The sequence below is a fragment of the Halomonas sp. KM007 genome (genome assembly GCF_050709225.1).
In the GTDB taxonomy this organism is placed as follows: domain Bacteria; phylum Pseudomonadota; class Gammaproteobacteria; order Pseudomonadales; family Halomonadaceae; genus Vreelandella; species Vreelandella hamiltonii.
Genome location: NZ_CP136131.1, coordinates 3,304,643 through 3,328,639 on the forward strand (window position 1 = coordinate 3,304,643; position 23,997 = coordinate 3,328,639).

Genomic DNA, 23,997 nt, shown 5'->3' on the forward strand with positions numbered 1-23,997 from the left:
AAAATCGTCGCCAGGCGTAATGGTCAGGATCAGCGTTCGATGTGCTGGTACTCACCGGCATCGGCGGTCATGTTGCTGACGACCAGGATGGCGATGAAGGAAGCGATGAAGCCGGGGATGATTTCGTAGACACCCGGGCCGCCCATGAAGGAGCCGCTCCAGCCCAGCGAAATCCAGATCATCACGGTGGCGGCACCGACGATCATGCCGGCCAATGCGCCGGCACCGTTGGTGCGCGGCCACATCAGCGCGAGGATGATCAGCGGACCAAAGGCGGCACCAAAGCCTGCCCAGGCGTTACTGACCAGCCCCAGCACCTGCGAGTCTTCATTGGAGGCAATGATGGCGGCCACGATACCCACCAGCACGACGCACACACGGCCCACCGCGACGCACTGCTGCTCGGTGGCATTCTTGTGCAGGAACAGGCGGTAGAAGTCTTCCGTCAGCGAAGAGGAAGACACCAGCAGCTGGCTGGAGATGGTGCTCATGATCGCTGCCAGCAGCGCCGCGTACAGGAAGCCGGTGATCAGCGGATGGAAGAGCAGGTTGGCCAGCACGATGAAGATGGTTTCAGGATCCTGGATGTCCATGCCGTTACGCACTGCGAAGGCGCGACCCGCCAGGCCCAGCGACACGGCACCGATCAGCGAGACCAGCATCCAGCCCATACCGATGTTGCGCGCTACAGGTACGTCTTCTTGTGAGCGAATGGCCATGAAGCGCACGATGATATGCGGCTGACCAAAATAGCCCAGGCCCCAGGTCACCGCCGAAAGCCAGCCCACGAACGTCAGCCCCGTGGTCCAGGAGAGCAGCGAGGGATCGATGCTATTGAGTGTCTCCGAGGCCTGTGAGAAACCACCGCCGCCGTCACCGAACAGCACCACCGCAGGCATGATGATCAAGGCGAGCATCATGATGCAGCCCTGCACGAAGTCGGTCATGCTCACGGCCAGGAAGCCGCCTACCACGGTATAGATCAGCACCACGCCGAGGGTAATGATGACGCCCATGGCGTAATTGCTCATGTCGCCAAAGTTGTACACTCCGGTGAAGGCCGTTTCGAACAGCTTGCCACCGGCTACCAGGCCCGAGGCGGTATACACGGCAAAGAAGATCACGATCACGATGGCCGACACGGTGCGCAGTGCCAGGGCACGGGTCGGGAATCGGTTGGCCAGAAACGCCGGAATGGTAATCGCGTTGCCGTAATGAATGGTCTGCTCGCGCAGGCGAGGCGCAACCAGTATCCAGTTGAGCAGTGCGCCCACCAGCAGGCCAATGCCGATCCAGGCAGAGCCCAGCCCAGACACGAACATGGCCCCGGGCAAGCCCAGCAGCAGCCAGCCGCTCATGTCGGAGGCCCCTGCCGAGAGTGCCGCGACCTGCGGACTGAGGGTACGGCCCCCCAGCATGTAATCTTCCGAGGAAGAGGTCGCTTTGCGCATGGCATAGATGCCGATGGCGATCATGAGCGCAAAATATCCAAACAAGCTAATCCAAACACCAGTAGCCATAACACTTCTCCAGTTCGTCAGAACGGAGTCAGGTGACCTACGAAAGCCCGCGCGTGCTGGCGGCTCTTTCGTACATCCTTGACTCCGACAGCGTCAGCGCTTTGGCGATAGGTGGCCAAAGCGCGTTGATCTTGTTGTTAATTTCCCTGCCGATTCGGCGTGGCCAGTGGCTGGCCACGGCTCGAGCCGTCAAGCAGGGCGCCGGAAAGGGTATGGCGGAGTATCGATGTCGAGTTCCCTGTGCCTGGTGCACGGTCTGGGAGGGCCGTGGCAGCGCAGGCAGTCACGCTATTATTGTCAACCATGAGACGGATCCTTTTCAGGAGTTCAGGTTAGTTTATGTCGATGAGCGTTCTACTCATCCCCTAGCGCCAGTAGCGACGCGTTGCCACCCAGGGCGGCGGTGTTGTTGGTGATCGTCTTTTCAGTCACGAAGCGCTGCAGGTAGTGCGGGCCACCCGCTTTGGGGCCGGTGCCCGAAAGGGCCTGACCGCCGAATGGTTGAACGCCGACCACTGCGCCGATGATATTACGGTTGATGTACACATTGCCTACTCGAATTTTCTGCGCTATTTCAGCGGCAAAGGATTCGTTACGGCTATGCACGCCAAACGTCAGGCCATATCCCCGACCGTTGATGTCGTTGATCACCTTGTCGATCTCGCGGGCCTTGTAGCGCACGATGTGCAGCACGGGGCCAAACTGCTCGCGGGTCAGCGCATCGATGCTGTCGATGGTAAAGGCGACCGGGGCCACGAAAGTGCCGTGCTGAGTATGCTCGGCGGTCATCGGGGTTTCGGCGACCAGCCGGTTTTCGCCCTTGAGCTTGTCGATATGTGCCAGCAGCCCTTTGCGCGCGTCCTCATCGATGACCGGGCCCACGTCGGTGCCCAAATCGCGCGGATCACCGATCCGCAGTTCGCTCATGGCCCCCTTGAGGATCTCGATGACGCGGTCGGCCACGTCATCCTGCAGGTAAAGCACACGCAGGGCAGAACAGCGTTGCCCGGCGCTCTGGAACGCTGACTGGATCGTGTCCATGACCACCTGCTCGGGCAGGGCGGTGGAATCCACGATCATGGCGTTCATGCCGCCGGTTTCCGCGATCAGGGTTGGCAGCGGCGCGTTTTCGCGGGCGGCCAGGGCGCGGTTGATGATCTGAGCCGTATCGGTACCGCCGGTGAACACTACGCCGGTGATGCGCGGGTCGGAGGTCAGCACGCTACCCACGGTGGGGCCGTCGCCCGGCAGCAGCTGCACTACATCGCGGGGCATGCCCGCTTCGTAAAGCAGCTCGATGACGCGATGCGCGACGATGGAGGTCTGCTCGGCGGGCTTGGCCAGCACGGTGTTGCCTGCCACGGCGGCTGCGACGATCTGCCCGCAGAAAATGGCCACCGGGAAGTTCCAGGGGCTGATGGCGGCAAACACGCCCTTGCCACCCATGGACAGCCGGTTCGATTCACCGGTGGGGCCGGGCAGCTCGATGGGCGCGCCGAACGACTCTTCGGCGCGCATGGCGTAATAGCGGCAGAAATCCACGGCCTCCTTGATCTCGTCCACGCCGTCGGTGAGCAGTTTGCCACCCTCCCGGGAGCAGAGTGTCATCAGCTCGGCCATGTGCTCTTCCATCAGGTCGCCCAGGCGGCGAATGATGGCCGCGCGCTCGGCAACCGGCGTGGCATCCCAGCGCGGGAACGCTTCCCAGGCAGCGTCCAGTGCCTTGGCCGCCTGCTCCTTGCTGGTCCACTGCACGCTGCCCACGGTCTGGCGACGGTCAAAGGGCGATGTCACGCGATGGGTATTGCCCGCATCTTCGGCCACGTCGAACGCCAGCAGCGGCCGCGTGGGGTACTGCTTGTCCATGAACGTGGCCATCTTCTCCATCAGCGGATAGTACTGGCTGCGGATATTGAGGTTGACGCCACGGGAATTGCGGCGTTTCGCACCGTAGATGTCCTTGGGCAGCGGAATCCGCTTGTTGTAGAAGCTCTTCTGCTGGCGCAGGGTTTCGATGGGGTGCTTGCAGAGCGACTCCACTGGCACTTCGGGATCGACGATCTGGTGCACGAACGAGGAGTTGGCGCCGTTTTCCAGCAGACGGCGCACCAAGTAGGGCAGCAAGTCCTTGTGGGCGCCCACCGGGGCGTAAATGCGGCAGTAGGTGCCTTTGGGGGCACGGGCCAGGGCGGCGTCATACAGCGCTTCGCCCATGCCGTGCAGGCGCTGGAACTCGAACGGGCGGCTGTCCTGGTTGGCCAGCTCCAGAATCGTGGTCACGGTATGCGCGTTGTGGGTGGCGAACTGCGGGAAGATGCGCCCGCGGGTGTCGTCGGAGAGCAGGAACTGGGCGCAAGCCAGGTAGGCCACATCGGTACACGCTTTGCGCGTGTAGACCGGGTAGCCATCGACCCCCAGCTGCTGCGACTCCTTGATCTCGCTGTCCCAGTAGGCGCCCTTCACCAGGCGCAGCGGAATTTCGTCGCCTTGCTGGTCGGCCAGTCGGTTCAGGTAGTGCAGCACGGGCAGCGCACGCTTCGAGTAGGCTTGCACCACCAGGCCGAAGTGGCCCCATCCCTTGGCAGCACTGCTTTGGTAAATGGCGCGGAAGACCTCCAGCGAGAGCTCCAGGCGGTCTACCTCTTCGGCGTCGATGGTGACGGCCACGTCCAGCGCGCGCGCCTTGGTGACCAGCTTGATCACGGTGTCCACCAGCTCGGCCAGCACCTGCTCGCGACGGCCAAACTCATAGCGCGGATGCAGGGCCGACAGCTTGATGGACACCGAAGGTGCAGGGGTCTTGTCGCCCAGGGTCTTGCAGGCTTTGCCCACCTGCTCGATGGCACGGGCGTAGTCGTCGAAGTAGCGCTTGGCATCGGCGCGGGTGCGGGCGGCTTCCCCCAGCATGTCGTAGGAGTAGGTATAACCCTTGTTGAACAGCGGCTTCGAGCGCTTGAGCGCTTCGTTGATATCGCGGCCCAGCACGAACTGCTTGCCCATGATTTTCATGGCTTCCATCATCGCCCGGCGAATCACCGGCTCACCCATACGGTTGACCATGCGATTGATGAAGTGAGCAGGCTGGCCCTCTTTTGGGTGGTCCAGCTTCAGTACCTTGCCGGTCATCAGCAGGCCCCAGGTCGAGGCGTTGACCATCCAGGACTCGCTCTTGCCCACGTGAGACTGCCAGTCGGCCGGGCCCAGCTTGTCTTCGATCAAGGCGTCGGCGGTGGCGGTGTCCGGGATGCGCAGCATGGCTTCGGCCAGGCACATCAGCATCAGGCCTTCATGGGTGTCCAGACTGTACTGCTGAAGCAGCTCGTCGATGGTATCGACGGCGGTATCCATGTTGCGTACTTCTCGCACCAGCGCGGCCGTGTTGGCTTCGATGCGGGAGAAGTCGTCCGAGTCGGCGTTCAGTACCTTGATCAGCTCGCTGACGTAGGCATCCTCATCCACGATGTAGTGGTCGCTAATACGCGCCATCAGCGTATCAAGGTCGGTTTGCCAGATGGCTGGGTCACGCATTTTCTTGGCATTAAGCATTGAGGCCCCCGTAAGACAGGTCTGAAACAGGCTGCTGAAGCGAATGGCTGGATTCACCAGCGTTTAAAAACAGTGATAGCAGGGCAGGTGCCCAGTATGTTGTCGAATGTAGAGCGCGCGCCCGTCAGTTGTATGTCGTTTTCATGGCAAAACGTGTCAAATTCTCGGCAAGAAGGATCTTTTTGCGACTTTAGTAGAGCGGCTGACCACTTGCCAGCGCAGCTCTCAACGCTGCCGGGCCGTCATAGGGGAATGCCGGCCTGTGCCAGCCGAACCGAGCCTAGCGTGAGGGAGCAGCAGAGGCAGTGCTCGGCGTTCCATTGGTCGTGGGGAGGGTGGCGCTGGCAGTGCCCTGGCGCAACTGACGAGGTGACGCGCCATAACTGCTCCGAAAGGCATGAGAGAGCGCGCTCTGATTGGCAAAGCCGGTCTGAATGGCAATGTCGGTCAGGGGCAGGCGGCTTTGCAGAATCAGCTGCCGAGCGGCGTGCAGGCGCTGTCGACGCACGTATTGCCAAGGCGACAAGCCTGTCTGGGCACGGAAGCGTTCCGAGAAGTGGGCCTCGCTCAGGCAGGCCAGCTTGGCCAGGTCGGCAACGCGCAGCTCATCGGCCAGATGGCGGCGAATGAAACGGTCGATCTGGTGCAGGTCGATGCGCCGTTGGGCAGCGGATGGCTCTGCCCCCAGGCGGGCTTTCAACGACCCCAGCAGCGTCGCGGCCAGACGGTCCTGTTGAAAGGAGGTGGCCGAATTGTCGAATCCTCGGGCCAGCTCGCTTTCGACGAAGGTCAGGTAGTGGCGTAATGCGCTGTCCAGCGCAAAAAAACGCGGCGCATCGAACAGCGCCACCAGCTCGCGATGCTCTCCCGTCAGTGCGGGGGCGTCTTCCGGAAGGTCCAGAATCAGCTGGCGGTTATGGCCGCTGCCGGAGTAGTAATGCTCGTGATTGGCGGGGACAATACAGCCTGAAAACGCATTGACGCGTCCGCCCAATCCCTCGATCTCGAACTCGGACGAGCCGCACAGGGTAATGACGATCTGGTGAAAGTCATGGGCGTGGTGGCGGGTAGCGCTCTCCAGCGGGATTTGGCGGATGGTGCTGGGCATGAAGATCTCCTCGACGACGCAAGGCTAGCGCTGGCGCAGCGCGGTATGGGCCGCCAGGTGGTCGCGCAGGGCCTGCAGCTCCTCCTGACCGGTGGCGTTAAGCAGCGGTTTGCCCTGGGCGATCTGCCAACGCCTGCCGTGGCTATCCATCAAGTGCGAGGCGCGACGGCGTATGTTATCCAGATATTCGTCATGACGAATGGGGTAACCAATGATGGTGTTCCATTCGGTTTCGCTCACCTGACTGGCCAGGGCCTTGTCGAAAAGGGCGATCAGATCCTGAGGCTCGGTGCGGTAGCGCGGTGTGCTGGCGGTCATCAGCGCCAACAGCACGCCGCCAATCACCACGACGCACACGCCAAAGACCAGTAAATAAAGTGCCATGTCACGCTCCCTGTGTCGCGGTGAGAGAGGAGTGGCTAGTATACGCGTCCCTTGGGGAAGACGAAAATTTTGACCTTTGTGCGAACTTTTCCTCTGGGCAGTGTCTGATAGTGTACAGGCAACATCGCGATGGCAGTCGCTAATAGTGTTGTTCTGGCTATTGTTTTCGATCCCTTGCTTCCGCTGCTTTTTAAAGCAGCGGTTTTTTTTGCGATGAAGAAAATGTCGGCTCAATGACGTCGAATGGTCAACAGGGCGATCAGGATGTCGCGACGGGTGACGATGCCAACCAACCGCTGTTGTTCGACCACCGGATAGATCTTGGGCTTCTTGCCCAGCATCTCCTGAGCCAGGTCGGTGATGCTCTGATTGGGCGACGCGGTCAGCACATCCTGGCGCATCAGCTCTTTGACCAGTGGAGCTTCGTCGTCATGGTATATGCTGTCCAGTACGCGGCCAAGCACGTCCTGTTCGGAAATGAAGCCGATCAGCCGGTCGGCTGCATCGACGACCGGTGCGCCGGGCAGGCGGTGCAGCGCCAGGCCTTGCGCCAGGTTGGTGATGGACGTCTCCCCCGAGACGCGGTAGCAATCGCGGGACATGATATCGCGTACGGTATCCGGAATCTTGTTGTTCATGGGCAGTCTCCTCGAGCGTGACGCAGTGGCCGCCAGGCACGGCCAACTCTTTTACTGTAGGAGATTTAACTTGCCCTGCCTTGCCCCCATACTCCAGACATTCAACGGTTGACCATGGTCGAATCGTCAGCGACGTAGTCAGGAGCTTTTATGGACGCACGTGAATACCTCAACCGTAAGGGAGTCGGTCTGGAGCGAGAGCCGGAGCGCCCCAATACCCTGGAAGAGAAAGCCTGGGAGCGGGCGCGCGGCTCCGGTAACCAGCGCCCCAAGGCGGGTACGCCCCATGACTGGGAAGACTGGGAGCGTTTTCACGATGACCTAACCGAAGGCGTCGAGACCCTGGAGCAAAAAATCAACAAGGAAGCGCACCGCAAAGCGCTGGCCCGCGCTCAGGAGAAGGCCGAAGCGTCAGAGGCGAAGGCCCCGGCTACGCAGGCCACAAACACGCCAGCCCATGCCCCGGACCCGGTAGGGCACTATACGCCGCCAGCGGTGGCGCAGCCTGCGTCATTGAACGCATCGCAGGCATCACCTGGGCAGCCCGCCATGCAGGAACCGGCCGCTTTGCGCCTGGCCTATCGCGCGCTGGCCATATTGCTGCCGCCTTTGGCGGTGGGGCTGACCGATGGAGGCGGGCAGCGGGTGGCCACGGCGACGCTCTTGACCCTGCTGGGCTGGGTACCTGGGGTGATCTACGCCTGGCGCTGGCTTGGCAAACATCACGCTGAGCGCTGATTTCCTCGCCGTGGCCATTGGCAGCCAACGATAACTGCGTATAATCTCCGTCAACTTTTATGTTTTTCGGGGTTTACTGATGAGCTATCTGGTCGGTGTCACGGCGCTTTGGGCTTTCTCTTTCTCCTTGATTGGCGTCTACCTGGCGGGGCAGGTGGACAGCTACTTTGCCGTTTTGATCAGGGTGGCACTCGCCATGCTGGTATTCCTGCCGTTTTTACGGCCGGGCCTGCTGCAGAGTAAGCAGCGTCTGGCACTGATGGCGCTGGGCGCCATTCAGCTGGGCGTCATGTACATCTTCTTCTACCAATCCTTCCTGCTGCTGTCAGTGCCGGAAGTCCTGCTGTTCACCATTTTTACCCCCGTGTATATCGCCCTGCTGGATGACCTGATGTTCAAGCGATTCACGCCCATTTATCTGGTCACCGCGTTGCTGGCGGTGCTGGGTGCCGGGGTGATCCGCTACGACGGCATCGACAGTGGCTTCTGGCTGGGCTTTCTGGTCGTTCAAGGGGCCAACCTGTGCTTTGCGATTGGTCAAGTGGGCTATCGCCGTCTAGCGGCAGACCTGCCGCCGACGCTGGCCTGGCACAACGTGTTTGGCTGGTTCTTCATCGGCGCCATGCTGGTGGCGTTGCCGGCCTTCCTGCTGTTCGGCAACGTGTCAGCGCTACCCAGCACTCCGGTGCAGTGGGGCGTACTGGCGTGGTTGGGCCTGGTGGCTTCCGGGGTGGGCTACTTCGCCTGGAACCAGGGCGCCACCCGGGTGGATGCGGGTACCCTGGCCATCATGAACAACGCGCTGGTGCCTGCCGGGCTGGTGGTTAACCTGGTCATCTGGAACCGCGATGCAGACCTGGGCAAGCTGTTGCTGGGCGCTGCCATCATGGGGGCGTCTCTGTGGCTCAACCACTGGTGGCTGCAGCGCCGAAAGGTTGCCCTGGCCTGACCCAAGCTGCTGATTTTACGGCGTGGCAGGGGGCATCGCCACGCCGTCGGATTTGCCCGATACCCCGTGACTCCCCATAATGTGGGCTGATGCCAGCGAGAGTCGCCCATGTCTCATACCTCAACCTCACAAACTGCCGCCGGGCGCCAGCGTCCAGCCACGCCACCGTTCAAGACCATTGGCCTGATTGGCCGCCTGGGCAGCGACAAGGTGCTGGACTCGCTCCAGCGCTTGGTGGATTACCTGGTTGGCCATGGCTACAAGGTGCTGATCGAGGACCGTACCGCCACCGCGCTGCCGCATCATGGCCAGCCGGAAGCCAGCCGTCGCATGCTGGGCGAGCTGTGCGATCTGGTCATCGTGGTGGGCGGCGACGGTAGCTTGCTGGGCGCCGCCCGTACTCTGTGCCGCAGTGGCACGCTGATTCTGGGCGTCAACCGCGGGCGGCTCGGCTTCCTGACCGATATCTCCCCCGACGAGCTGGAGCAGCGCGTGGGGGAGGTGCTGGCAGGCGAGTTCGAAATAGAAGAGCGCTTTCTGCTGGATGCCGTGCTGTACCGCAATGGCGTGGCGGTGGGTAACGGCGAAGCGCTCAACGAAGTCGTCGTTCACCCTGGCAAAGCGGTTCGCATGATCGAGTTCGAGCTGTTCATCGATGGCCAGTTCGTCTACAGCCAGCGCAGCGATGGGTTGATCGTCGCTACCCCGACTGGCTCGACGGCCTATGCGCTTTCCGGTGGGGGCCCCATCATGCACCCCAAGCTGGATGTGGTCACGCTGGTGCCCATGTTCCCGCATACCCTCTCCAGCCGTCCGATCGTGATCGATGCCGCCAGCGAGATTCGTATACACATCGGCGAAACCAACCAGACCTACCCGCATATCAGTTGCGACGGGCAAACCCGCGCGGTGGCCAAGCCCGACGATGTGCTGGTGATTACCCGCAAACCGGAGCGCGTTCAACTGGTACACCCCTTGGGGCATAACTTCTATGAAGTGCTGCGCAGCAAACTCGGTTGGAGCCATCGGCTAGGAGATTGACATGGAGGGGTACGATCTCATTGGTGATGTCCACGGCTGCGGTGCCACCCTGGCCTCGCTGCTGGAGAAGCTTGGCTACCATCAGCGCAAGGGCGTGTATCGCCACCCGCGCCGCAAGGTGATCTTCCTGGGGGACCTGATCGATCGCGGCCCACGCATTCGGCTGGCGGTGTCCATCGCGCGGCGCATGGTCGAGGAGGGCGAGGCGCATATCGTCATGGGCAATCATGAATACAACGCCCTGGCCTATATGCACCCGGCCCCGCCAGGCAGCGCCAAGCGCTGGCTGCGCGAGCATACGCCGCGCCATAATCGCATCATTCAGGATACCCTCGACCAGTATCGTGACCATACCAACGAGTGGGAAGATACCCTAGCCTGGTTCAAGACCATTCCGCTGTGCCTGGAACTGGACGGTCTCCGGGTGGTGCACGCCTGTTGGGACGACGAGCTGATTCGCCAGCTTCGCCAGCGCTCCCCGTCTGCCCAACTGGACGACCGCTTTCTGGTGGAGTCCACCGACCCCTCGACCCAGGCGTTCCGAATTCTCGACCGCCTGACCCGTGGCCCGCACATTCGGCTACCGGAGGGCGTGGCCATCCACTCGGGCGACGGCTTTACTCGGCAGACCTTTCGCGCGCACTTCTGGTCGGCCAACCCGCAGCAGTGGGGCGATGTGGTATTCCAGCCGGATAACCTGCCGGGCGACCTGGAGACGCGGTCATTGACGCTGCAGGAGCGCGAGCGGCTCAGCTATTACGGCCCGGAGCAGCCGCCGCTGTTCATCGGCCACTACTGGTGCGAGGGCATTCCCGCCTTGCCCGCCGCCAATATCGCTTGCCTGGACTACAGTGCGGTAAAATTTGGCCGACTGGTGGCCTATCGTTGGAGCGGTGAACGCCAGTTGAATGCCGATCATTTCGTCTGGATTCAAGTGCCTAGAGAAGAGCGGGCATTGCCCAAGCCCTGGGAGATCGATTTTGATTGACCCTTTTGAGCAATTATTACAATTGGTTACATAATTTTTGCAAAACTGCTGAACTAACCCTGCTGCCGGCTATCAGAGTAAGTGTTCCCTTGAATGATCCCTTGCTTTTATCCGGCGGCCCCCTCCGCCGGATTTTTTTGCGTATCCGATGGCAAACGTGCGCGTAAGCGTCATGACCACTGGTTAAAAGGAAGATGTCATGCACCCCGTCATGCTCTTGCCCCCCGATGCAGACACTCAAGCGCTGCGCAAGGCCCTATGGCATTACCGGATAGGCCATCGCATCACCGATGAAGAAGACGGCCAGCTCCTCTGGGTGGCTGACCCGCGCCAATACGATGAGCTCCGTGCCCTGGTGGCTCGCTGGGAGCGAGGCGACGAGCTGATCAGCGACGCTGCGCCACCCAAGCGCTCGCTGCCCACCCAAGGGCTGGTCGCGACTCTGCGACAAGTACCGGTGACGGCGCTGATGATTCTGATCAGTCTGGCCGTATTTGCATTGACCGGGATCTGGGGCGACCTGTTGATCGTCTCTTTGACCATCGTGCCGGTGGGTGTCTCTGGGGGGCAGCTGGTCTACGGTTCGCTGCCCGATACCTTGCTCAGTGGTCAGGTGTGGCGCCTGCTGTCACCGGCTTTTCTCCACTTTGGCTGGATGCACCTGATCTTCAATCTGATGTGGGTGTGGTATTTCGGCCAGCAGATCGAACGGCGCCAGGGCAGCAAAACGATGCTGCTATTGCTGTTGCTGGCGGGCATCGGTGCCAACCTTGCCCAGTACATGACCGGCACGGTGCTGTTTGGTGGCATGTCCGGGGTCGTCTATGCGCTTTTGGCGCATGTGTGGCTGATGTCCCGGCGTGCCCCAGGCAGCGGTTTTTTCGTGCCGCAAATGCTGGTGGTCTTCATGCTGGGCTGGATGGTCTTTACCATGACTGGCATTGCAGGCACCGTGGGCTTTGGCAACGTTGCCAACGAGGCGCATTTGGGTGGCCTGCTCGTGGGGCTGGCAACCGGCTGGTATTATTCTTCCCGCTTCAAAAAGCTTTGAGCAACCCGCAAAAGAGGTGCTGACCGTGAGTGACATGACGTTCGACAAGATGATTCATCAAATGACGCCCACCATCTATGAAAGCCTCAAGCAGGCGGTTGCTCTGCGCAAGTGGCCGGATGGACGTCGCCTGACCGCCGAGCAGACCGAGCTCTGCCTGGAGGCGGTGATGCGCTATGAAATGGAAAACAACGTGCCCGAAGCCAATCGGGTGGGTTACCTGGAGCGCCGCACCTGTGGGGCGGGTGCCACGGGGGCGGGCGTCAGCCCGGAAATGGCAGGCCTGGCTCGGGATGCCACCCGTGACTGATGATTTGTTTGCCACCGATGCTACGCCGGTGCAGGGGTGTCTGCAGAAAATGGCGGCCAGTGTGCCGAGCCGCAAGGATGCCGAGGTGGTGTACCACCTGCGTGCCGGGGAGCATCGGGTTGGCCTGAACGAGCGGGTAGGGTCGTTCATACGGCTGCACTGGAGCGGGGCCATTGCCTGCACTCACTGCGGGCGCGCCACCAACAAGAGCTTTGCTCAGGGATATTGTTACCCGTGTTTCAAGCGCTTGGCCCAGTGCGATACCTGCATCATGAAGCCGGAAACCTGCCACTACTACCAGGGCACCTGCCGCGAGCCCGAGTGGGGCGAGACCCACTGTTTCCAGCCCCATATCGTTTATCTTGCCAACTCCTCGGGGCTGAAGGTGGGCATCACCCGCAAAACCCAGATGCCCACCCGCTGGCTGGATCAGGGGGCCATTCAGGCGCTGCCCATTCTGGAGGTCGATACGCGGCAGCAGTCCGGCATGGTCGAAATACTGTTCAAGGAGCAGGTCGCCGACCGCACCAACTGGCGGGCCATGTTGAAAGGCGAGGTGGCCGCGCTGGACCTGTGTGCAGAGCGAGACCGTCTGTTGAGCGTATTGGCCGATGGGCTGGCGCAACTGCGCCAGGTGCATGGTGAGGATGCCATTCGTGAACTGGATGAAACGCCTTACCACTTCCACTACCCGGTGGAGGCTTTTCCACGCAAGGTGGTGTCGCACAATTTCGATAAGCAGCCACAGGTAGAGGGTGTCTTGCAGGGCGTGAAAGGGCAGTACCTGATACTCGATACCGGCGTGATAAATCTTCGTAAATTCACGGGTTACGAGATTATCGTTAGCTAAACGCCTAGCCAGAGTGGCCAGTGTTGTCTAAGGTTAACGGAGTTATTTCTCCCCCTGCCCAATGCAACGCAAGGAAGCCGCAATGCCCTGGCTAAAATTGCTTCACATTGCCGCACTGGTTATCTGGTGCGGTTCGCTGCTTTACTTACCTGCGCTGCTGAGTCACGCCCTTCAGCTGCGCAAGGACGCTGGATTTGCGCAGGGCTCACCGCCCATGCCGCGCTACTTCTACAACTCCGTTGCCACCCCTGCCGCGCTGCTGGCCATTGCGTCGGGCACGCTGCTGTTCCTGCTTCACGGGCTAATGGGTGGGTGGCTGATCTTCAAGCTGGCTGCGGTGGTCGCCATGGTGGCTGCCCATGGCTGTTTTGGCTGGCTGATTCTACGTCTGGAAATGGGCATCTATCGCGGTGTGAAACCCGCCAACCTGCTGGCGCTGTTGCTGGCAGTGGCGGGTATTCTGGCCGTGCTGGGCTTCGTGCTGGCCAAACCACTTGATTGGAGTTAGCCGATGCCCATGAGCAGGTGGTCAGTCGACATCCACGCCCACGGCGTGTTCATAAACCAGTTGGCCGCCCAGCCAGCCGGCCAGCGCAATCAGTCCTCCGGTCAGCAGCGATACCGCCAGCCCCCAGGGCAGGATCGCGTCGGGCTCGTTGAAGCGCAGCAGCCAGTTGAACGACGCCAGCGAGAGCATCACCACCGCCACGATGGCGTGGCTCCAGCCGGTAATCAGACGCCGAATGCGCGACACCGTGACCAGATCGATGATACCGGCTATCGAGGCGACCCAGCCGCCAAAGGCACCGACGCCCGCCAGCCACAGGCCGCTGCGCATCCAGAAAGGGTCTTCGGTATACCAGTAGGCCAGGTCGCTTGCCACCAGGGCCATCAGCGCAGCAACGGGGAAGTGAATCATTACGGGGTGCAGTGGGTGGCCAGCCAAAGAGGCTCGGCTTTTAATTGATCGTTGGGGCGTTGGTGCCATGGTCACTTCCTGTGGGCAGACAAAGGGAAATAGCAAATGAGGGATCGCAACGGCTACACGGCCTCACCAAATATTCAACGCGTATCGCGTCAACGGGTCAACTCAATAGCGTTGGTGGCAATACTCGCCGCAGCCAGCTTAACCGCAGGATGTTCAGGCGATAAATCTATTCTAGACCCCGCTGGGCAAGCTGCACGCGATGTGACGCTGATTTGGTGGATTATGCTGACGTTCGGCACGGTGGTGCTTGTCGCCATAACCGCACTCTGGCTCTACGCCTTTAAACCCCGAGAGGTGACGCGTACCCCCGCTCAGGAGCGCCGCATTGCCCGCCGCTGGATTCTGGGTGGTGGTATTGTGCTGCCCGTGACCAGCATTATTGCATTGTTAGCGTTTGGCGTGCCTGCCGGGCAGCGGATGCTGGCGATCGACGATTCAGCCGAGGTGATTGAGGTAATTGGTCATCAGTGGTGGTTCGAAGTGCGCTATCCCAACGCTGACGGAGGGGAAGTGGTAACCGCGAACCATCTGGTCATGCCTGTGGGGGAGCCGGTTGATTTCCATGTGAGTGGTGCGGATGTGATTCACGCCTTCTGGATACCGCGCTTGGGTGGCAAAGTGGATATGATCCCTGGCAGGGTGAACCGTATCCGTCTAGAGGCTGATATCCCGGCAGTGTTTGGCGCCCAGTGTGCAGAGCTATGCGGTATTGGACATGCGCATATGCACCTTCATGTTGAGTCGCTTCCTCGGGAGGAGTACAACGCCTGGCTTACAGCGCGCCAAGAAGACCAGCTTGGCGCGTTAGCCACTGCCGACGCCACCCACGATGATGCGCAAGATGCTTTCATGACCCACTGTGCTAGCTGCCACCAGGTGGCCGGGGTGAGCCGTGGCACCACAGGGCCGAACTTATCGGATATGGGTAGCCGCGCCACGGTGGGTGCGGGCGTTATGGCCATGGAGGAGGGGGCAGTGAGCCGGTGGCTAAAACACCACCAATCGCTAAAGCCGGGCAATAGAATGCCGGCCCACGATGATATCGACACGGACACCTTGGATGCCCTAGGCGCTTGGTTGGAGACCTTAAACCCATGAGTACCGTCAACCAAGAAGCGATCAAACACGATCCACAGCAATTACATGACGACCTCCACGAAATTTGGGGCAATCCGAAAGGGCTTAAAGCACTAACGATTGTTAATCACACCACCCTGGGCCTGCGTTTTATGGTTACCGGGATGGTGTTTTTCTTGATCGGCGGCATGCTTGCCATGCTGGTTCGTACCCAGCTGGCGATGCCTGATCAAGATTTCATGTCGCCGGATATTTATAACCAAGTCACCACCATGCACGGCACGGTGATGATGTTCCTGTTCGCTATTCCCATGCTGGAAGGGCTAGCGATCTATCTGATTCCAAAGATGATCGGCGCGCGTGATTTGGTTTGCCCAAGGCTGACGTCGTTAGGCTACTGGTGCTACTTATTTGGCGGCATCATCCTGATGTCCAGCCTTGTTTTGGAGATGGCACCGTCCAGCGGTTGGTTTATGTACACCCCGTTGAGCAGCAGCGAATTTTCCCCAGGCTTAGGCTCAGACTTCTGGCTGCTAGGCATCACCTTTGTGGAGATTTCTGCGCTTTCAGCGGGGGTTGAGATTGTCGTTTCAATCTTGCGTACCCGTACCCAGGGAATGGCGCTGCACAAGATGCCGCTGTTTGCCTGGTACATCCTCGCCATGGCGTTAATGATTGTGGTGGGTTTTCCGCCGCTAATCCTAGCCAGTGTGCTACTGGAGCTTGAACGTGCCGTGGGCATGCCGTTTTTTGAAGTCGCCGGCGGAGGTGACCCTATCCTATGGCAGCATTTGTTCTGGCTGTTTGGGCACCCTGAGGTCTACATTATTTTCCTGCCTGCGGCGGGGATCATCTCGACGCTGATTCCGGTCTTTGCCGGAAGGCCCATCGTGGGCTATGGCTGGGTAGTCTTTGCCATTATCGTCACAGGTTTCATCAGCTTCGGCCTGTGGGTTCATCACATGTTCACGGTGGGCATTCCCCAGCTGGCGCAGGCCTTTTTCTCGGCGGCCAGTATGCTGGTGGCGGTGCCCACGGCCATTCAGGTGTTCGTGTGGCTGGCCACGCTATGGTTAGGCAAGCCTAAAATGAAGCTGCCCATGCTGTGGGTGCTGGGCTTTCTGATCATCTTTGTCTGCGGTGGTTTGACCGGCGTCATGCTGGCGCTGGTGCCGTTCAACTGGCAGGTTCACGATACCCACTTCGTGGTGGCGCACATGCACTACGTGCTGGTGGGGGGCATGTTCTTCCCGCTGATTGCCGGGCTTTATTATTGGCTACCGCTGTTTTCCGGACGCATGCCCTCTGAGAATCTGGGCCGCTGGGGTTTTTGGCTGACGTTTTTGGGCTTCAACGGCACCTTCCTGATCATGCACTGGACCGGGCTTCTGGGGATGCCGCGCCGCGTCTACACCTACGACACCGGCATGGGCTGGGATATTTATAACCTGCTTTCGTCGGTCAGCAGTTTTGTCATGTCGGCTGGTATTGCCATGGTGCTGTTGGATATTGCGTTACATTTCCGCTTTGGCAAACCCGCTAAGCAGAACCCCTGGAACGCCGATACGCTGGAGTGGGCCAACACCATGCCACCCAGTGCCTATAACTTTGTCAGTCTGCCTAAGATCGAGACGCGCCACCCGCTGTGGGATGACCCGAATCTGCCTGTCACCATGGCGGAAGGGAAGCACTCGCTGGCGGTCGCTACCCACGGGCGGCGTGAGATGTGGGGCACCGACCCCATCTCTGGCAAGGTGCGTGAAATTATCCACCTGCCGGGTAACTCCTGGTGGCCCCTGTTTGCTGCCATGGCGCTGGCGGTGGTGTGTATCAGCCTGCTGGTGCGTGTCTATGCGCTGGCCGGTGTCTTCGTGCTGATTGCCGGGGTATTTCTGCTGCGTTGGTCCTGGGAGAACGGCGCGCACCCCAAGGCCGCGCCGGATGCCGATGTGTCACCCGGTGACCCGCCGCTGCACTCTCGCACCATGGATGGCCCGGGTGTGTGGGCCATGGGCACCTTCCTGATTGCCAACGGCTCGTTCTTCCTCTCGTACCTGTTTGGCTGGTTCTACCTGTGGACCGTCTCCCCGGAGTGGAGCATGCCCGACACGTCGCCACTGTCGTTGGTGGGGCTGGTGGTAGCGGGTCTGGCCATGACGGCGGGCTACATCGTGATGGTCAAAATGATCCGTGGGCTGCGTCGCCAGCAGGATGCCGGGCTTGCCAGCGGCTTCTATCTGGCCGGTGCGCTGGGGGCCGTGCAGGTCGCCGTGACCACCTGGGTGATGCTGGCCGCCGATTTGGCTCCCACCGAGACCACCCACGATGCCGTGCTGCTGTTGGGCCTGATTTATGCTCTGTTCCACGGCGGGCTGGCGGTCGTGCTGACGGTCATGCAGGCGCTGCGGGTGCGCTACGGCTACGTGGGGGCCCACGCGCCGTTCGAACCTGCCGTGGTGGTACAGCTGTGGCGCTACAACGCCGTGGTGTTCTGGATCCTGGTGGGCTCGCTCGCTGTGTTGCCCCGCGTCATTGGAGGTTGAGGCCATGTCACCTTTACTCGAGCGCTTGAGGTTGACGCATCCCATCCACTTCGTGGTGGGCCTGACCGTATGGTGCATCTGGTTCATCGCCGTTTATGGAGGCCACGCCGTGGCCTGCGAGGTGGCGGCCCCCGCCACGGAGCGTGGCGTGTTCACGCTGCTCAATGGCTGGATGCTGCTGCTGAGTCTCGTCACGACCGCGCTGCTGGCGGCGCTTACCTGGTGGTGCTGGCAAGCAGGTCAGCACCACCAGGGGCGTGCTCGCTTCAATGCCGTGGTCTCGGCGGGGCTGTATCTGTTCTCGGCGCTTAGCGTGGTGTTCGTGGCGCTGCCGATCATAGGCATTCCGCCTTGCGTGTAACGTGGCCTTGAGCGACGCATCGGCCACGCACGCGGCCCAACCCGACGGCCTGGAAGCACCGCTGTACACGCTGCACGGCATGTGGTGCACCAGCTGTGCGCTGGCGGTGGAAGGAGCGCTCAAACAGCAGCCGGGGGTGCTCGACGCCAGCGTCCACTACCCGACCGCCACCGTGTGGGTGAAGGGTGAGCCCGATGCCACGGCGCTGGACGCACTGGCGCCCAACGTGGCGCGGCTGGGCTATCGGCTGGCGCCGTTGGAAGACCTGCAGGACGCCCATGCCCGGCTGGAGCAGGAAAGCCGTTACTTGACCCTGCGCTTGATCGTCGGCTCGGTGTTTGGCATGTGGACCATGCTGGCCTCGCTGCTGATCTACGCCGGGGCAATGCCCACGGCCGCGCTTGAGAGCGTGCTGGCCTGGGTGTCGGGTGCCTTTGCGATTCCCGTGGTGAGCTATGCCGGGCTGCCTTTCTACCGGGCGGGCTGGCGCACACTGCGGGCAAGGCGGCCCGGCATGGACGTACTGGTGAGCCTGGGCGTCCTGGGCGCCGTGGTGGTATCGCTGGGCCTTTTGTGGCGTGGCTCGGTAGAGGTCTATTTCGATACGGCGGTGATGCTGATCGTCCTGCTATTGGTGGGGCGACTGGTCGAAACGCTGTGTCGTCAGCGGGGCTTGAAAGCCTTCGATGCGCTGGCGCTGCCCGACACGTCGGTGCAGGTGCTGCATCAAGGGCAGGTTCAGGAAACCGCCATCGAGGAGGTCACGCTGGGCCAACGCATTGCCGTTGTCACAGGCGACGTGGTGCCGCTGGATGGCACCCTGGAGACCGACGGCTGGCTGGACACCGCCACGCTGTCCGGTGAAAGCCAGCCGCGCTTCGTGGGTGCCGGGCAGCCAGTGTATGCAGGCTGTCGTTTTATGGGCCGCGGTGGGCAGGGCGGCTCGCTGGAACTGACCGTGACCGCCACGGCGGGCCAGCGGCGAATGGACAAACTGTGTGACCAGATGCGTCGATTTCAAACGCAAAAAGGGGAGCTCCACACCTTGGCCGAACGGTTTGCCGCCTGGCTGAGCCCCGCCGCGCTGGTGCTGGCGGCAGTGACCCTGCCCATTGCCTGGCTGTTGGGCGTGGGGTGGGATGAAGCGAGCGTGCGCGCGCTCTCGGTGCTGGTGGTGGCCTGCCCCTGCGCCGTGGGCTTGGCCGTGCCGCTGGCAAGCCTGGCGGGCAGCAGCCAGGCCACCCAGCAGGGTATTGCCCTGCGCGACCCTGCCGCGCTGGAAGTGTTGGCCAAGGTGCGCTCGGTGGCGTTCGACAAGACCGGCACTTTGACCCAGGGGCAGCATCGCGTACTGCACGCGATGCTGCGCGAGGGGGAAGAAGCGGAATTATTCCGCCAACAGTTGGCCTTGGCAGTCAGGCAGAGTGAACACCCGCTGGCGAACGGACTGCGCCACTGGGCAAGCGGCACTTCTCGGGATCAGGTGGAGGTTCATGAAACGCCGGGGGCCGGGCAAACCATCACCTTCGCCGATGGCCACACCTGGTGGCTGGGCAGTACCGCGTGGCTGGCCCAGCAGGGCAAGGAGATCCCCGCCGATGCACAGCACCCGGCATATGGCTTTGCATCCGAGGTGCTGGTGGCGGATGAGCAAGGATGGCTGGCCACCCTGTACCTGGCCGACCAGCCCGTGCCGGATGCCCAGGCCACGCTTGCCCAGCTGCAGAGCGCCGGTTACGTGCTGGCACTGATCAGCGGAGATCGCCAGGGCCCGGTGCAGTGGCTGGGCCAGCGTGTTGGTCTATCGCGGGAAGCGTGCTATGCCCAGCGCTCCCCGGAGGCCAAGGCACGTTTGCTGGAGGCGCTGCCATCGCCCACGCTGTACGTGGGCGATGGGGTCAACGACACGCTGAGCCTGGCAGCAGCTGCGGTGGGTGTGGCCCCGTTGCACGCCAGCGACGCTGCTCGGGAAGGGGCCGCTGCTCAACTGCTGTATCCCGGTATTGCGGGTGTCGCCAGGCTGTTGAGGGTTGCCCAGCGAACGCGTCGAGTCATGGTCCAAAACCTGCTGCTATCGGCGCTCTATAACACCTTGGCGCTGGGGTTGGTGGTCACCATGGCCATTCCCCCGCTGGTCGCCGTGCTGGCCATGGCCGCCAGCTCCCTCAGCGTCACACTCAACGCCGCGAGGCTGACCTGGGCCGAGCCCGATGCGCTTGGGCCTACTCACGGTAGCCCAACGCCTCACCCAGCCGCTGAGCATGTTGCGCCACCCAGCGCGGATCGATCGCGCCCCACTGCTTGATGACGTAGTGGCCGATGTTATGGCGCTCGCCGTCGCCTTTTTCGAACACGCACTCGATGTCCAGTTCGCTCAGCGAGGCAATGGTATCCTGAGCCGTGCGCCTGGGCATGCCGGTGGCTTCCATCAGCGCAGGCACGCTGGAAATACCTTGTTCGATCAAGTGGGCCACGTATAGGCGGCGGTAAAAGCTGGATTTTGTTTTACTGAGCGACATAGCGAGGGCGTCTTCTTGGTGATGTGTACTCCAGCAGTCTAATCAAATAAATCCCCCTGCGCCCGCGGTGGCCGAAAGTCGCGGGTGTTCAAGCCCTGCTCGGTGCGCGATTGCATGTTCCATTGACGGCTGGCGCGCTGGAAACGCTGGGCGATCAGGTCGGCAAAGACCCCTTCCCCACGAAAGCGCTTACCAAACCGTGCATCGTAGTTCTGGCCGCCGCGGCATTGGCGCATCAAGCTCATGACCTTGGCGGCGCGTTCCGGGTAATGGGCGTTCAGCCAGGCTTCGAACAGGGGGGCGACTTCATGGGGCAGTCGCAACAGCATCCAGGTCGCGGTTCGTGCCCCCGCCCGGCTGGCCGCTTCGAGGATGCGCTCGATTTCATGGTCGGTGAGGCCCGGGATGATCGGTGACACCAGCGTGCCTACCGGTATGCCTGCCGTGTTCAGCTCGCGAATGGCTCTCAAGCGTGCCTGGGGCGATGCCGCCCGAGGCTCCAGCGTACGCTTGAGGTTGGCGTCCAGGCTGGTCAGGCTGACGAACACCCTCACCAAGCGGTGCTCCGCCATTTCCGCCAGCAGGTCCAGGTCACGCAGGATCAGCGTGCTCTTGGTTACCAGAGTGACCGGGTGGCGACAGGCCAGCAGCAGCTCCAGCAGGCGCCGGGTCGTCTGGTATGTGGCTTCCAGCGGCTGGTAGCAGTCGGTGTTGCCAGACAGGTTGATGGGGCGGCAGACATACTGCGGATGGCAAAGCTCCTCTTTCAGATGCTCGACCAGGCCGCTGCGGGCGATCAGTCGGGTTTCAAAATCCAGCCCCGGCGACAGGTCCCAATAGGCGTGGGAAGGGCGGGCATAGCAATACACGCAGCCATGTTCGCAGCCACGATAAGGGTTCAGGGAGCGGTCAAAGGGCAGATCGGGTGAGCGGTTCCAGGAGAGCGCGCTTTTGCTGGGCTCTTCGCGCACTTCGGTAGCCAGCGATGGGCGAGCTTCCTCTTGCCACCAGCCATCGTCCTCCATGACGCTGCGGGTCGGTGAAAAACGGTTATGGGGGTCGTAAGTGGCACCGCGACCTTTATGCACGGCGGATCGGGGAAGGTTATGAGCCGTCATCAGGAGTCTCGCGCTGAGCTACCTAAGATATGTGTATCCATACAGTATAGGGTGTTTGTCATGCTCTGCAAGCAAGGGGCAGCGGTGCGCCATCAACTGTTTGCGCACCGCAGGCAATCTCGGTTTCGGTACCTGGGTCGTGAGCGACGCGACGTTTACGTTTGCCAAGTGCGATTACGCGGGCACGGAGCGTACCGCCGATGAAGTGCACGCCATGTCGCTGGCCAATCTGGCGGGAGAGTATGCGCAGATCGTGGATACGCAAGGAGCGCTGGCGCGGTTTACCACTCGCCGTGGCGAATGAGCGATGCTTCCTCGACGACTGGGTTGTAGAGGTAGCACCAGGCATCGCCATGAGTGGTCGCCAGCACCGCCCGGTCGTACATCCCCTCTGTCGGAGAGTGGTGCAGGTAATCTTCCAGCTCATCGAGCCGGGCTAGCCGCTCGGCATCGATGGCATACACTTCCACCACAACGCCTGTGGAGGGCATGAGCTTGGCGCCGGGGTAGGGTCCCAGGTCGTAAAGCGTAATCGCCGTCAAGCAGTCCTGGCCCAGCATGTCTGCGCCGCCCAGCCAATGATGATTGCGATGACCGTGCTTTAACGTGCCGTATACCGCCACGCGGGGGCAGCGTTGGATTGCCTGGTCAAGGTAGTTCATGAGGATGCTCGTTTTTCGTTACCTGGGAGCTGGGGTTAGCAAGAGAATGAAGTCACCAATGCGCTGCTTTCTTGCACTGTTTTACGATGTGGTGGCGCTGTTGTTGTAAACGTGGCCAAGCGCCCTCGGATAGCCCTGCCTCTATTAAAGCTTGCTGCATTTCTGTGGAGTCAACAAATCGAAGCAGTAGCGCTTTAAGTCGCTCAATCTCTCGTTTGATGAATGGATAGCTAATTTTGCTCTGCGTCGCCAGCTGCTTCCAGTCACGAGATAAAAGCTGCATGGTGTTGTTTTGGTTGCCAATGGAGAATGCCAAGCTAGGGTCATATCCTAAAACAATGGTGCCCACCAAGTCGTAAGCGGGAGCAATACGCCATTTGCCTTTTGCATCTTGTAGTAATGACACATTTTTTGCGTGGCCATCACTGTTGCCTACCAATACGTTAAAAATTTGCCAGCGGAGCAACTGTTGCAATGCTGGGGCAGGTGGCCTGCATACCTCACGTAACAGATGAAAGCAGTCGGCCAGCGTCGGTCCGCCGTGCTCCTGGTATTTCTGCGTACGAGGTCTGCCCATTGCCTGGCATAAATCTTCCTGATGCACGCGTTGCAGAGAGCCGTTGACCCATGCTCTATCGTAACGCTCAACCACTAATAGTGGGCACTTCTCTGCATAATGTATTGAAGTGCGGGGGCACTCGATGCCGACCAGCTTGGCCAGCGTGTTGAGGTAAAGCTCATTGAAAATAACTTGGTCGCGTCCATCTACCGCAAACTTGATGATATGCGAAGAGGCAGCAGTGCCTTGGGGCAAATAAAAAGCTTCCTCACGCCAGATCACAGGAATCTTGTCTTGTGCACCGGCCAGTGAAAGACGTGGCCTGGGGGCTGGTTGTGACGCTGCAAATAGCGCATAACGTTGTTGAAAGGCCGCCCACTCGTTAAGTCTTTCTTGCGGCAGTGGCGTACCGTCGTCATTGCTGGACGCAGGCTCTGGTAGTTGATGAGGCGGCAGAATCGACAGTGCCCCGGCGCAATCTCCACCAAGCGCGGTCAGCAGCGTGAAGTCGTCATCAGGAATGCCCAGTTGGCGGATAATCGCCGCACGTGCTTGCTCTTCTGGCAGTAGGTTGCCGAACCAATGATGGGCAGTCAGTGCTTCGGGCGGCCATGTCCGTTGGTGTAAAGGAAGGCTGTTGGAAATGGCCTGCCCGCTAGCTTGCCACTCTGCGTCATACTCAAAGCCCATGAGGCGGCTATCTGCGCCGCGCCAGAGTGTGCCCACCCGTTGGTGGTTCTGCCACACGATAAGCGTTTCAGTGGTCATGAATCGCTATCCATTGGCTGTGCCAAAAGCTCGATACCGAGTGTTTCCAGGACGCGCAATACTCTGCCCATGCCGCATGTGTCGCGGCCGTTTTCGAGTTCACTTAAAAAGCGAATACTGACGCCGCACAGTCCCGCCAGGGTTTCCAGAGTCAGATGCTGGCGTTTACGAGCCTGACGGATGATCAGGCCAAGACTGCTGGCGGATTCAATCGAATAAAGCGCCGCGTTGGTTGGGGCTGGCAGGGTAGGCATATACGCTCGCGTTTCCCTATAAGGA

At 60.9% G+C, this 23,997-nt stretch carries 24 protein-coding genes; 13 read left to right on the forward strand and 11 right to left on the reverse strand.

Going from position 1 to position 23,997, the window contains the following annotated elements; translation table 11 throughout:
* Nucleotides 1-29: 29 nt before the first annotated feature.
* The 5 genes from putP to RVM27_RS15715 form a co-directional block, all read right to left on the reverse strand.
* On the reverse strand, nt 30-1,520 hold the full coding sequence (gene putP / locus RVM27_RS15695) for an SLC5/6 family protein (RefSeq protein ID WP_498956946.1): 1,491 nt from the start codon (nt 1,518-1,520) through the stop codon (nt 30-32).
* A gap of 354 nt (nt 1,521-1,874) precedes the next feature.
* On the reverse strand, nt 1,875-5,066 hold the full coding sequence (gene putA / locus RVM27_RS15700) for a bifunctional proline dehydrogenase/L-glutamate gamma-semialdehyde dehydrogenase PutA (RefSeq protein WP_498956947.1): 3,192 nt from the start codon (nt 5,064-5,066) through the stop codon (nt 1,875-1,877).
* A gap of 280 nt (nt 5,067-5,346) precedes the next feature.
* On the reverse strand, nt 5,347-6,174 hold the full coding sequence (locus RVM27_RS15705) for a helix-turn-helix domain-containing protein (RefSeq protein WP_498956948.1): 828 nt from the start codon (nt 6,172-6,174) through the stop codon (nt 5,347-5,349).
* A 24-nt stretch (nt 6,175-6,198) separates the two neighbouring features.
* Nucleotides 6,199-6,558 (reverse strand): hypothetical protein, encoded by a 360-nt coding sequence (locus RVM27_RS15710; protein WP_039179455.1) that lies wholly within the window; start codon nt 6,556-6,558, stop codon nt 6,199-6,201.
* Nucleotides 6,559-6,788: 230 nt separating this feature from the next.
* Nucleotides 6,789-7,196 carry a CBS domain-containing protein gene (locus RVM27_RS15715; RefSeq protein WP_081191941.1) on the reverse strand — a complete coding sequence of 136 codons (408 nt, stop codon included), beginning with the start codon at nt 7,194-7,196 and terminating at the stop codon, nt 6,789-6,791.
* A 150-nt stretch (nt 7,197-7,346) separates the two neighbouring features.
* Between RVM27_RS15715 and RVM27_RS15720 the strand changes: the two genes are divergently transcribed.
* The 8 genes from RVM27_RS15720 (at nt 7,347) to RVM27_RS15755 (ending at nt 13,631) form a co-directional block, all read left to right on the forward strand.
* A complete protein-coding gene (locus tag RVM27_RS15720) occupies nt 7,347-7,934 on the forward strand; it encodes a YqaE/Pmp3 family membrane protein (protein WP_498941627.1) in 588 nt (195 codons plus the stop codon).
* A 79-nt stretch (nt 7,935-8,013) separates the two neighbouring features.
* Complete coding sequence (locus RVM27_RS15725) at nt 8,014-8,883, forward strand: DMT family transporter (protein ID WP_498956949.1); 870 nt, start codon at nt 8,014-8,016, stop codon at nt 8,881-8,883.
* A 108-nt stretch (nt 8,884-8,991) separates the two neighbouring features.
* Nucleotides 8,992-9,924 (forward strand): NAD(+) kinase, encoded by a 933-nt coding sequence (locus tag RVM27_RS15730; protein WP_039179466.1) that lies wholly within the window; start codon nt 8,992-8,994, stop codon nt 9,922-9,924.
* 1 nt (nt 9,925) lies between these two features.
* Nucleotides 9,926-10,912, forward strand: coding sequence for a metallophosphoesterase family protein (locus RVM27_RS15735; protein ID WP_498956950.1), 987 nt, complete (start codon nt 9,926-9,928; stop codon nt 10,910-10,912).
* Nucleotides 10,913-11,111: 199 nt separating this feature from the next.
* Nucleotides 11,112-11,963, forward strand: coding sequence for a rhomboid family intramembrane serine protease (locus RVM27_RS15740; RefSeq protein WP_189463388.1), 852 nt, complete (start codon nt 11,112-11,114; stop codon nt 11,961-11,963).
* 25 nt (nt 11,964-11,988) lie between these two features.
* Nucleotides 11,989-12,273 (forward strand): YeaC family protein, encoded by a 285-nt coding sequence (locus RVM27_RS15745; RefSeq protein WP_026001740.1) that lies wholly within the window; start codon nt 11,989-11,991, stop codon nt 12,271-12,273.
* Nucleotides 12,257-13,123: a DUF2797 domain-containing protein gene (locus RVM27_RS15750; RefSeq protein WP_498956951.1), complete on the forward strand. Its 867-nt coding sequence runs from the start codon at nt 12,257-12,259 to the stop codon at nt 13,121-13,123. Before RVM27_RS15745 ends, RVM27_RS15750 begins: the two co-directional genes overlap by 17 nt.
* 82 nt (nt 13,124-13,205) lie before the next feature.
* A complete protein-coding gene (locus tag RVM27_RS15755; RefSeq protein ID WP_039179477.1) occupies nt 13,206-13,631 on the forward strand; it encodes a CopD family protein in 426 nt (141 codons plus the stop codon).
* 21 nt (nt 13,632-13,652) lie between these two features.
* On the opposite strand, the gene RVM27_RS15760 is transcribed toward RVM27_RS15755, so the two are convergent.
* Complete coding sequence (locus RVM27_RS15760; protein ID WP_016914243.1) at nt 13,653-14,111, reverse strand: DUF2231 domain-containing protein; 459 nt, start codon at nt 14,109-14,111, stop codon at nt 13,653-13,655.
* Between the two features lie 36 nt (nt 14,112-14,147).
* Between RVM27_RS15760 and coxB the strand changes: the two genes are divergently transcribed.
* From coxB to RVM27_RS15780, 4 genes are all read left to right on the forward strand, one after another.
* On the forward strand, nt 14,148-15,209 hold the full coding sequence (gene coxB / locus RVM27_RS15765) for a cytochrome c oxidase subunit II (protein ID WP_498956952.1): 1,062 nt from the start codon (nt 14,148-14,150) through the stop codon (nt 15,207-15,209).
* Nucleotides 15,206-17,731, forward strand: coding sequence for a cytochrome c oxidase subunit I (ctaD, locus tag RVM27_RS15770; RefSeq protein WP_498956953.1), 2,526 nt, complete (start codon nt 15,206-15,208; stop codon nt 17,729-17,731). Before coxB ends, ctaD begins: the two co-directional genes overlap by 4 nt.
* 4 nt (nt 17,732-17,735) lie before the next feature.
* Nucleotides 17,736-18,092: a hypothetical protein gene (locus RVM27_RS15775; protein WP_039179486.1), complete on the forward strand. Its 357-nt coding sequence runs from the start codon at nt 17,736-17,738 to the stop codon at nt 18,090-18,092.
* 79 nt (nt 18,093-18,171) lie between these two features.
* Nucleotides 18,172-20,397: a heavy metal translocating P-type ATPase gene (locus RVM27_RS15780; protein WP_498957787.1), complete on the forward strand. Its 2,226-nt coding sequence runs from the start codon at nt 18,172-18,174 to the stop codon at nt 20,395-20,397.
* On the opposite strand, the gene RVM27_RS15785 is transcribed toward RVM27_RS15780, so the two are convergent.
* Complete coding sequence (locus RVM27_RS15785; protein WP_081135084.1) at nt 20,315-20,611, reverse strand: winged helix-turn-helix domain-containing protein; 297 nt, start codon at nt 20,609-20,611, stop codon at nt 20,315-20,317. The two genes, RVM27_RS15780 and RVM27_RS15785, sit on opposite strands and share 83 nt — an antisense overlap.
* A gap of 38 nt (nt 20,612-20,649) precedes the next feature.
* A complete protein-coding gene (locus tag RVM27_RS15790) occupies nt 20,650-21,729 on the reverse strand; it encodes a radical SAM family protein (RefSeq protein WP_498941624.1) in 1,080 nt (359 codons plus the stop codon).
* Nucleotides 21,730-21,868: 139 nt separating this feature from the next.
* Here RVM27_RS15790 and RVM27_RS15795 point away from each other — a divergent pair, with 139 nt between their 5' ends.
* Nucleotides 21,869-22,033: an isochorismatase gene (locus tag RVM27_RS15795; protein WP_287804945.1), complete on the forward strand. Its 165-nt coding sequence runs from the start codon at nt 21,869-21,871 to the stop codon at nt 22,031-22,033.
* Here the strand turns inward: RVM27_RS15795 and RVM27_RS15800 are convergent.
* Genes RVM27_RS15800 through RVM27_RS15810 form a run of 3 tightly spaced genes read right to left on the reverse strand, consistent with a single transcriptional unit; the run spans nt 22,011 to nt 23,972 of the window.
* On the reverse strand, nt 22,011-22,391 hold the full coding sequence (locus tag RVM27_RS15800; protein ID WP_287804944.1) for a gamma-glutamylcyclotransferase family protein: 381 nt from the start codon (nt 22,389-22,391) through the stop codon (nt 22,011-22,013). The two genes, RVM27_RS15795 and RVM27_RS15800, sit on opposite strands and share 23 nt — an antisense overlap.
* A gap of 52 nt (nt 22,392-22,443) precedes the next feature.
* Nucleotides 22,444-23,718, reverse strand: a complete 1,275-nt coding sequence (locus RVM27_RS15805) for a type II toxin-antitoxin system HipA family toxin (protein ID WP_498956954.1) — start codon at nt 23,716-23,718, stop codon at nt 22,444-22,446.
* On the reverse strand, nt 23,715-23,972 hold the full coding sequence (locus tag RVM27_RS15810; protein ID WP_498956955.1) for a helix-turn-helix domain-containing protein: 258 nt from the start codon (nt 23,970-23,972) through the stop codon (nt 23,715-23,717). The genes RVM27_RS15805 and RVM27_RS15810 overlap by 4 nt, the downstream gene beginning before the upstream one ends.
* Between the last annotated feature and the right edge of the window lie 25 nt (nt 23,973-23,997).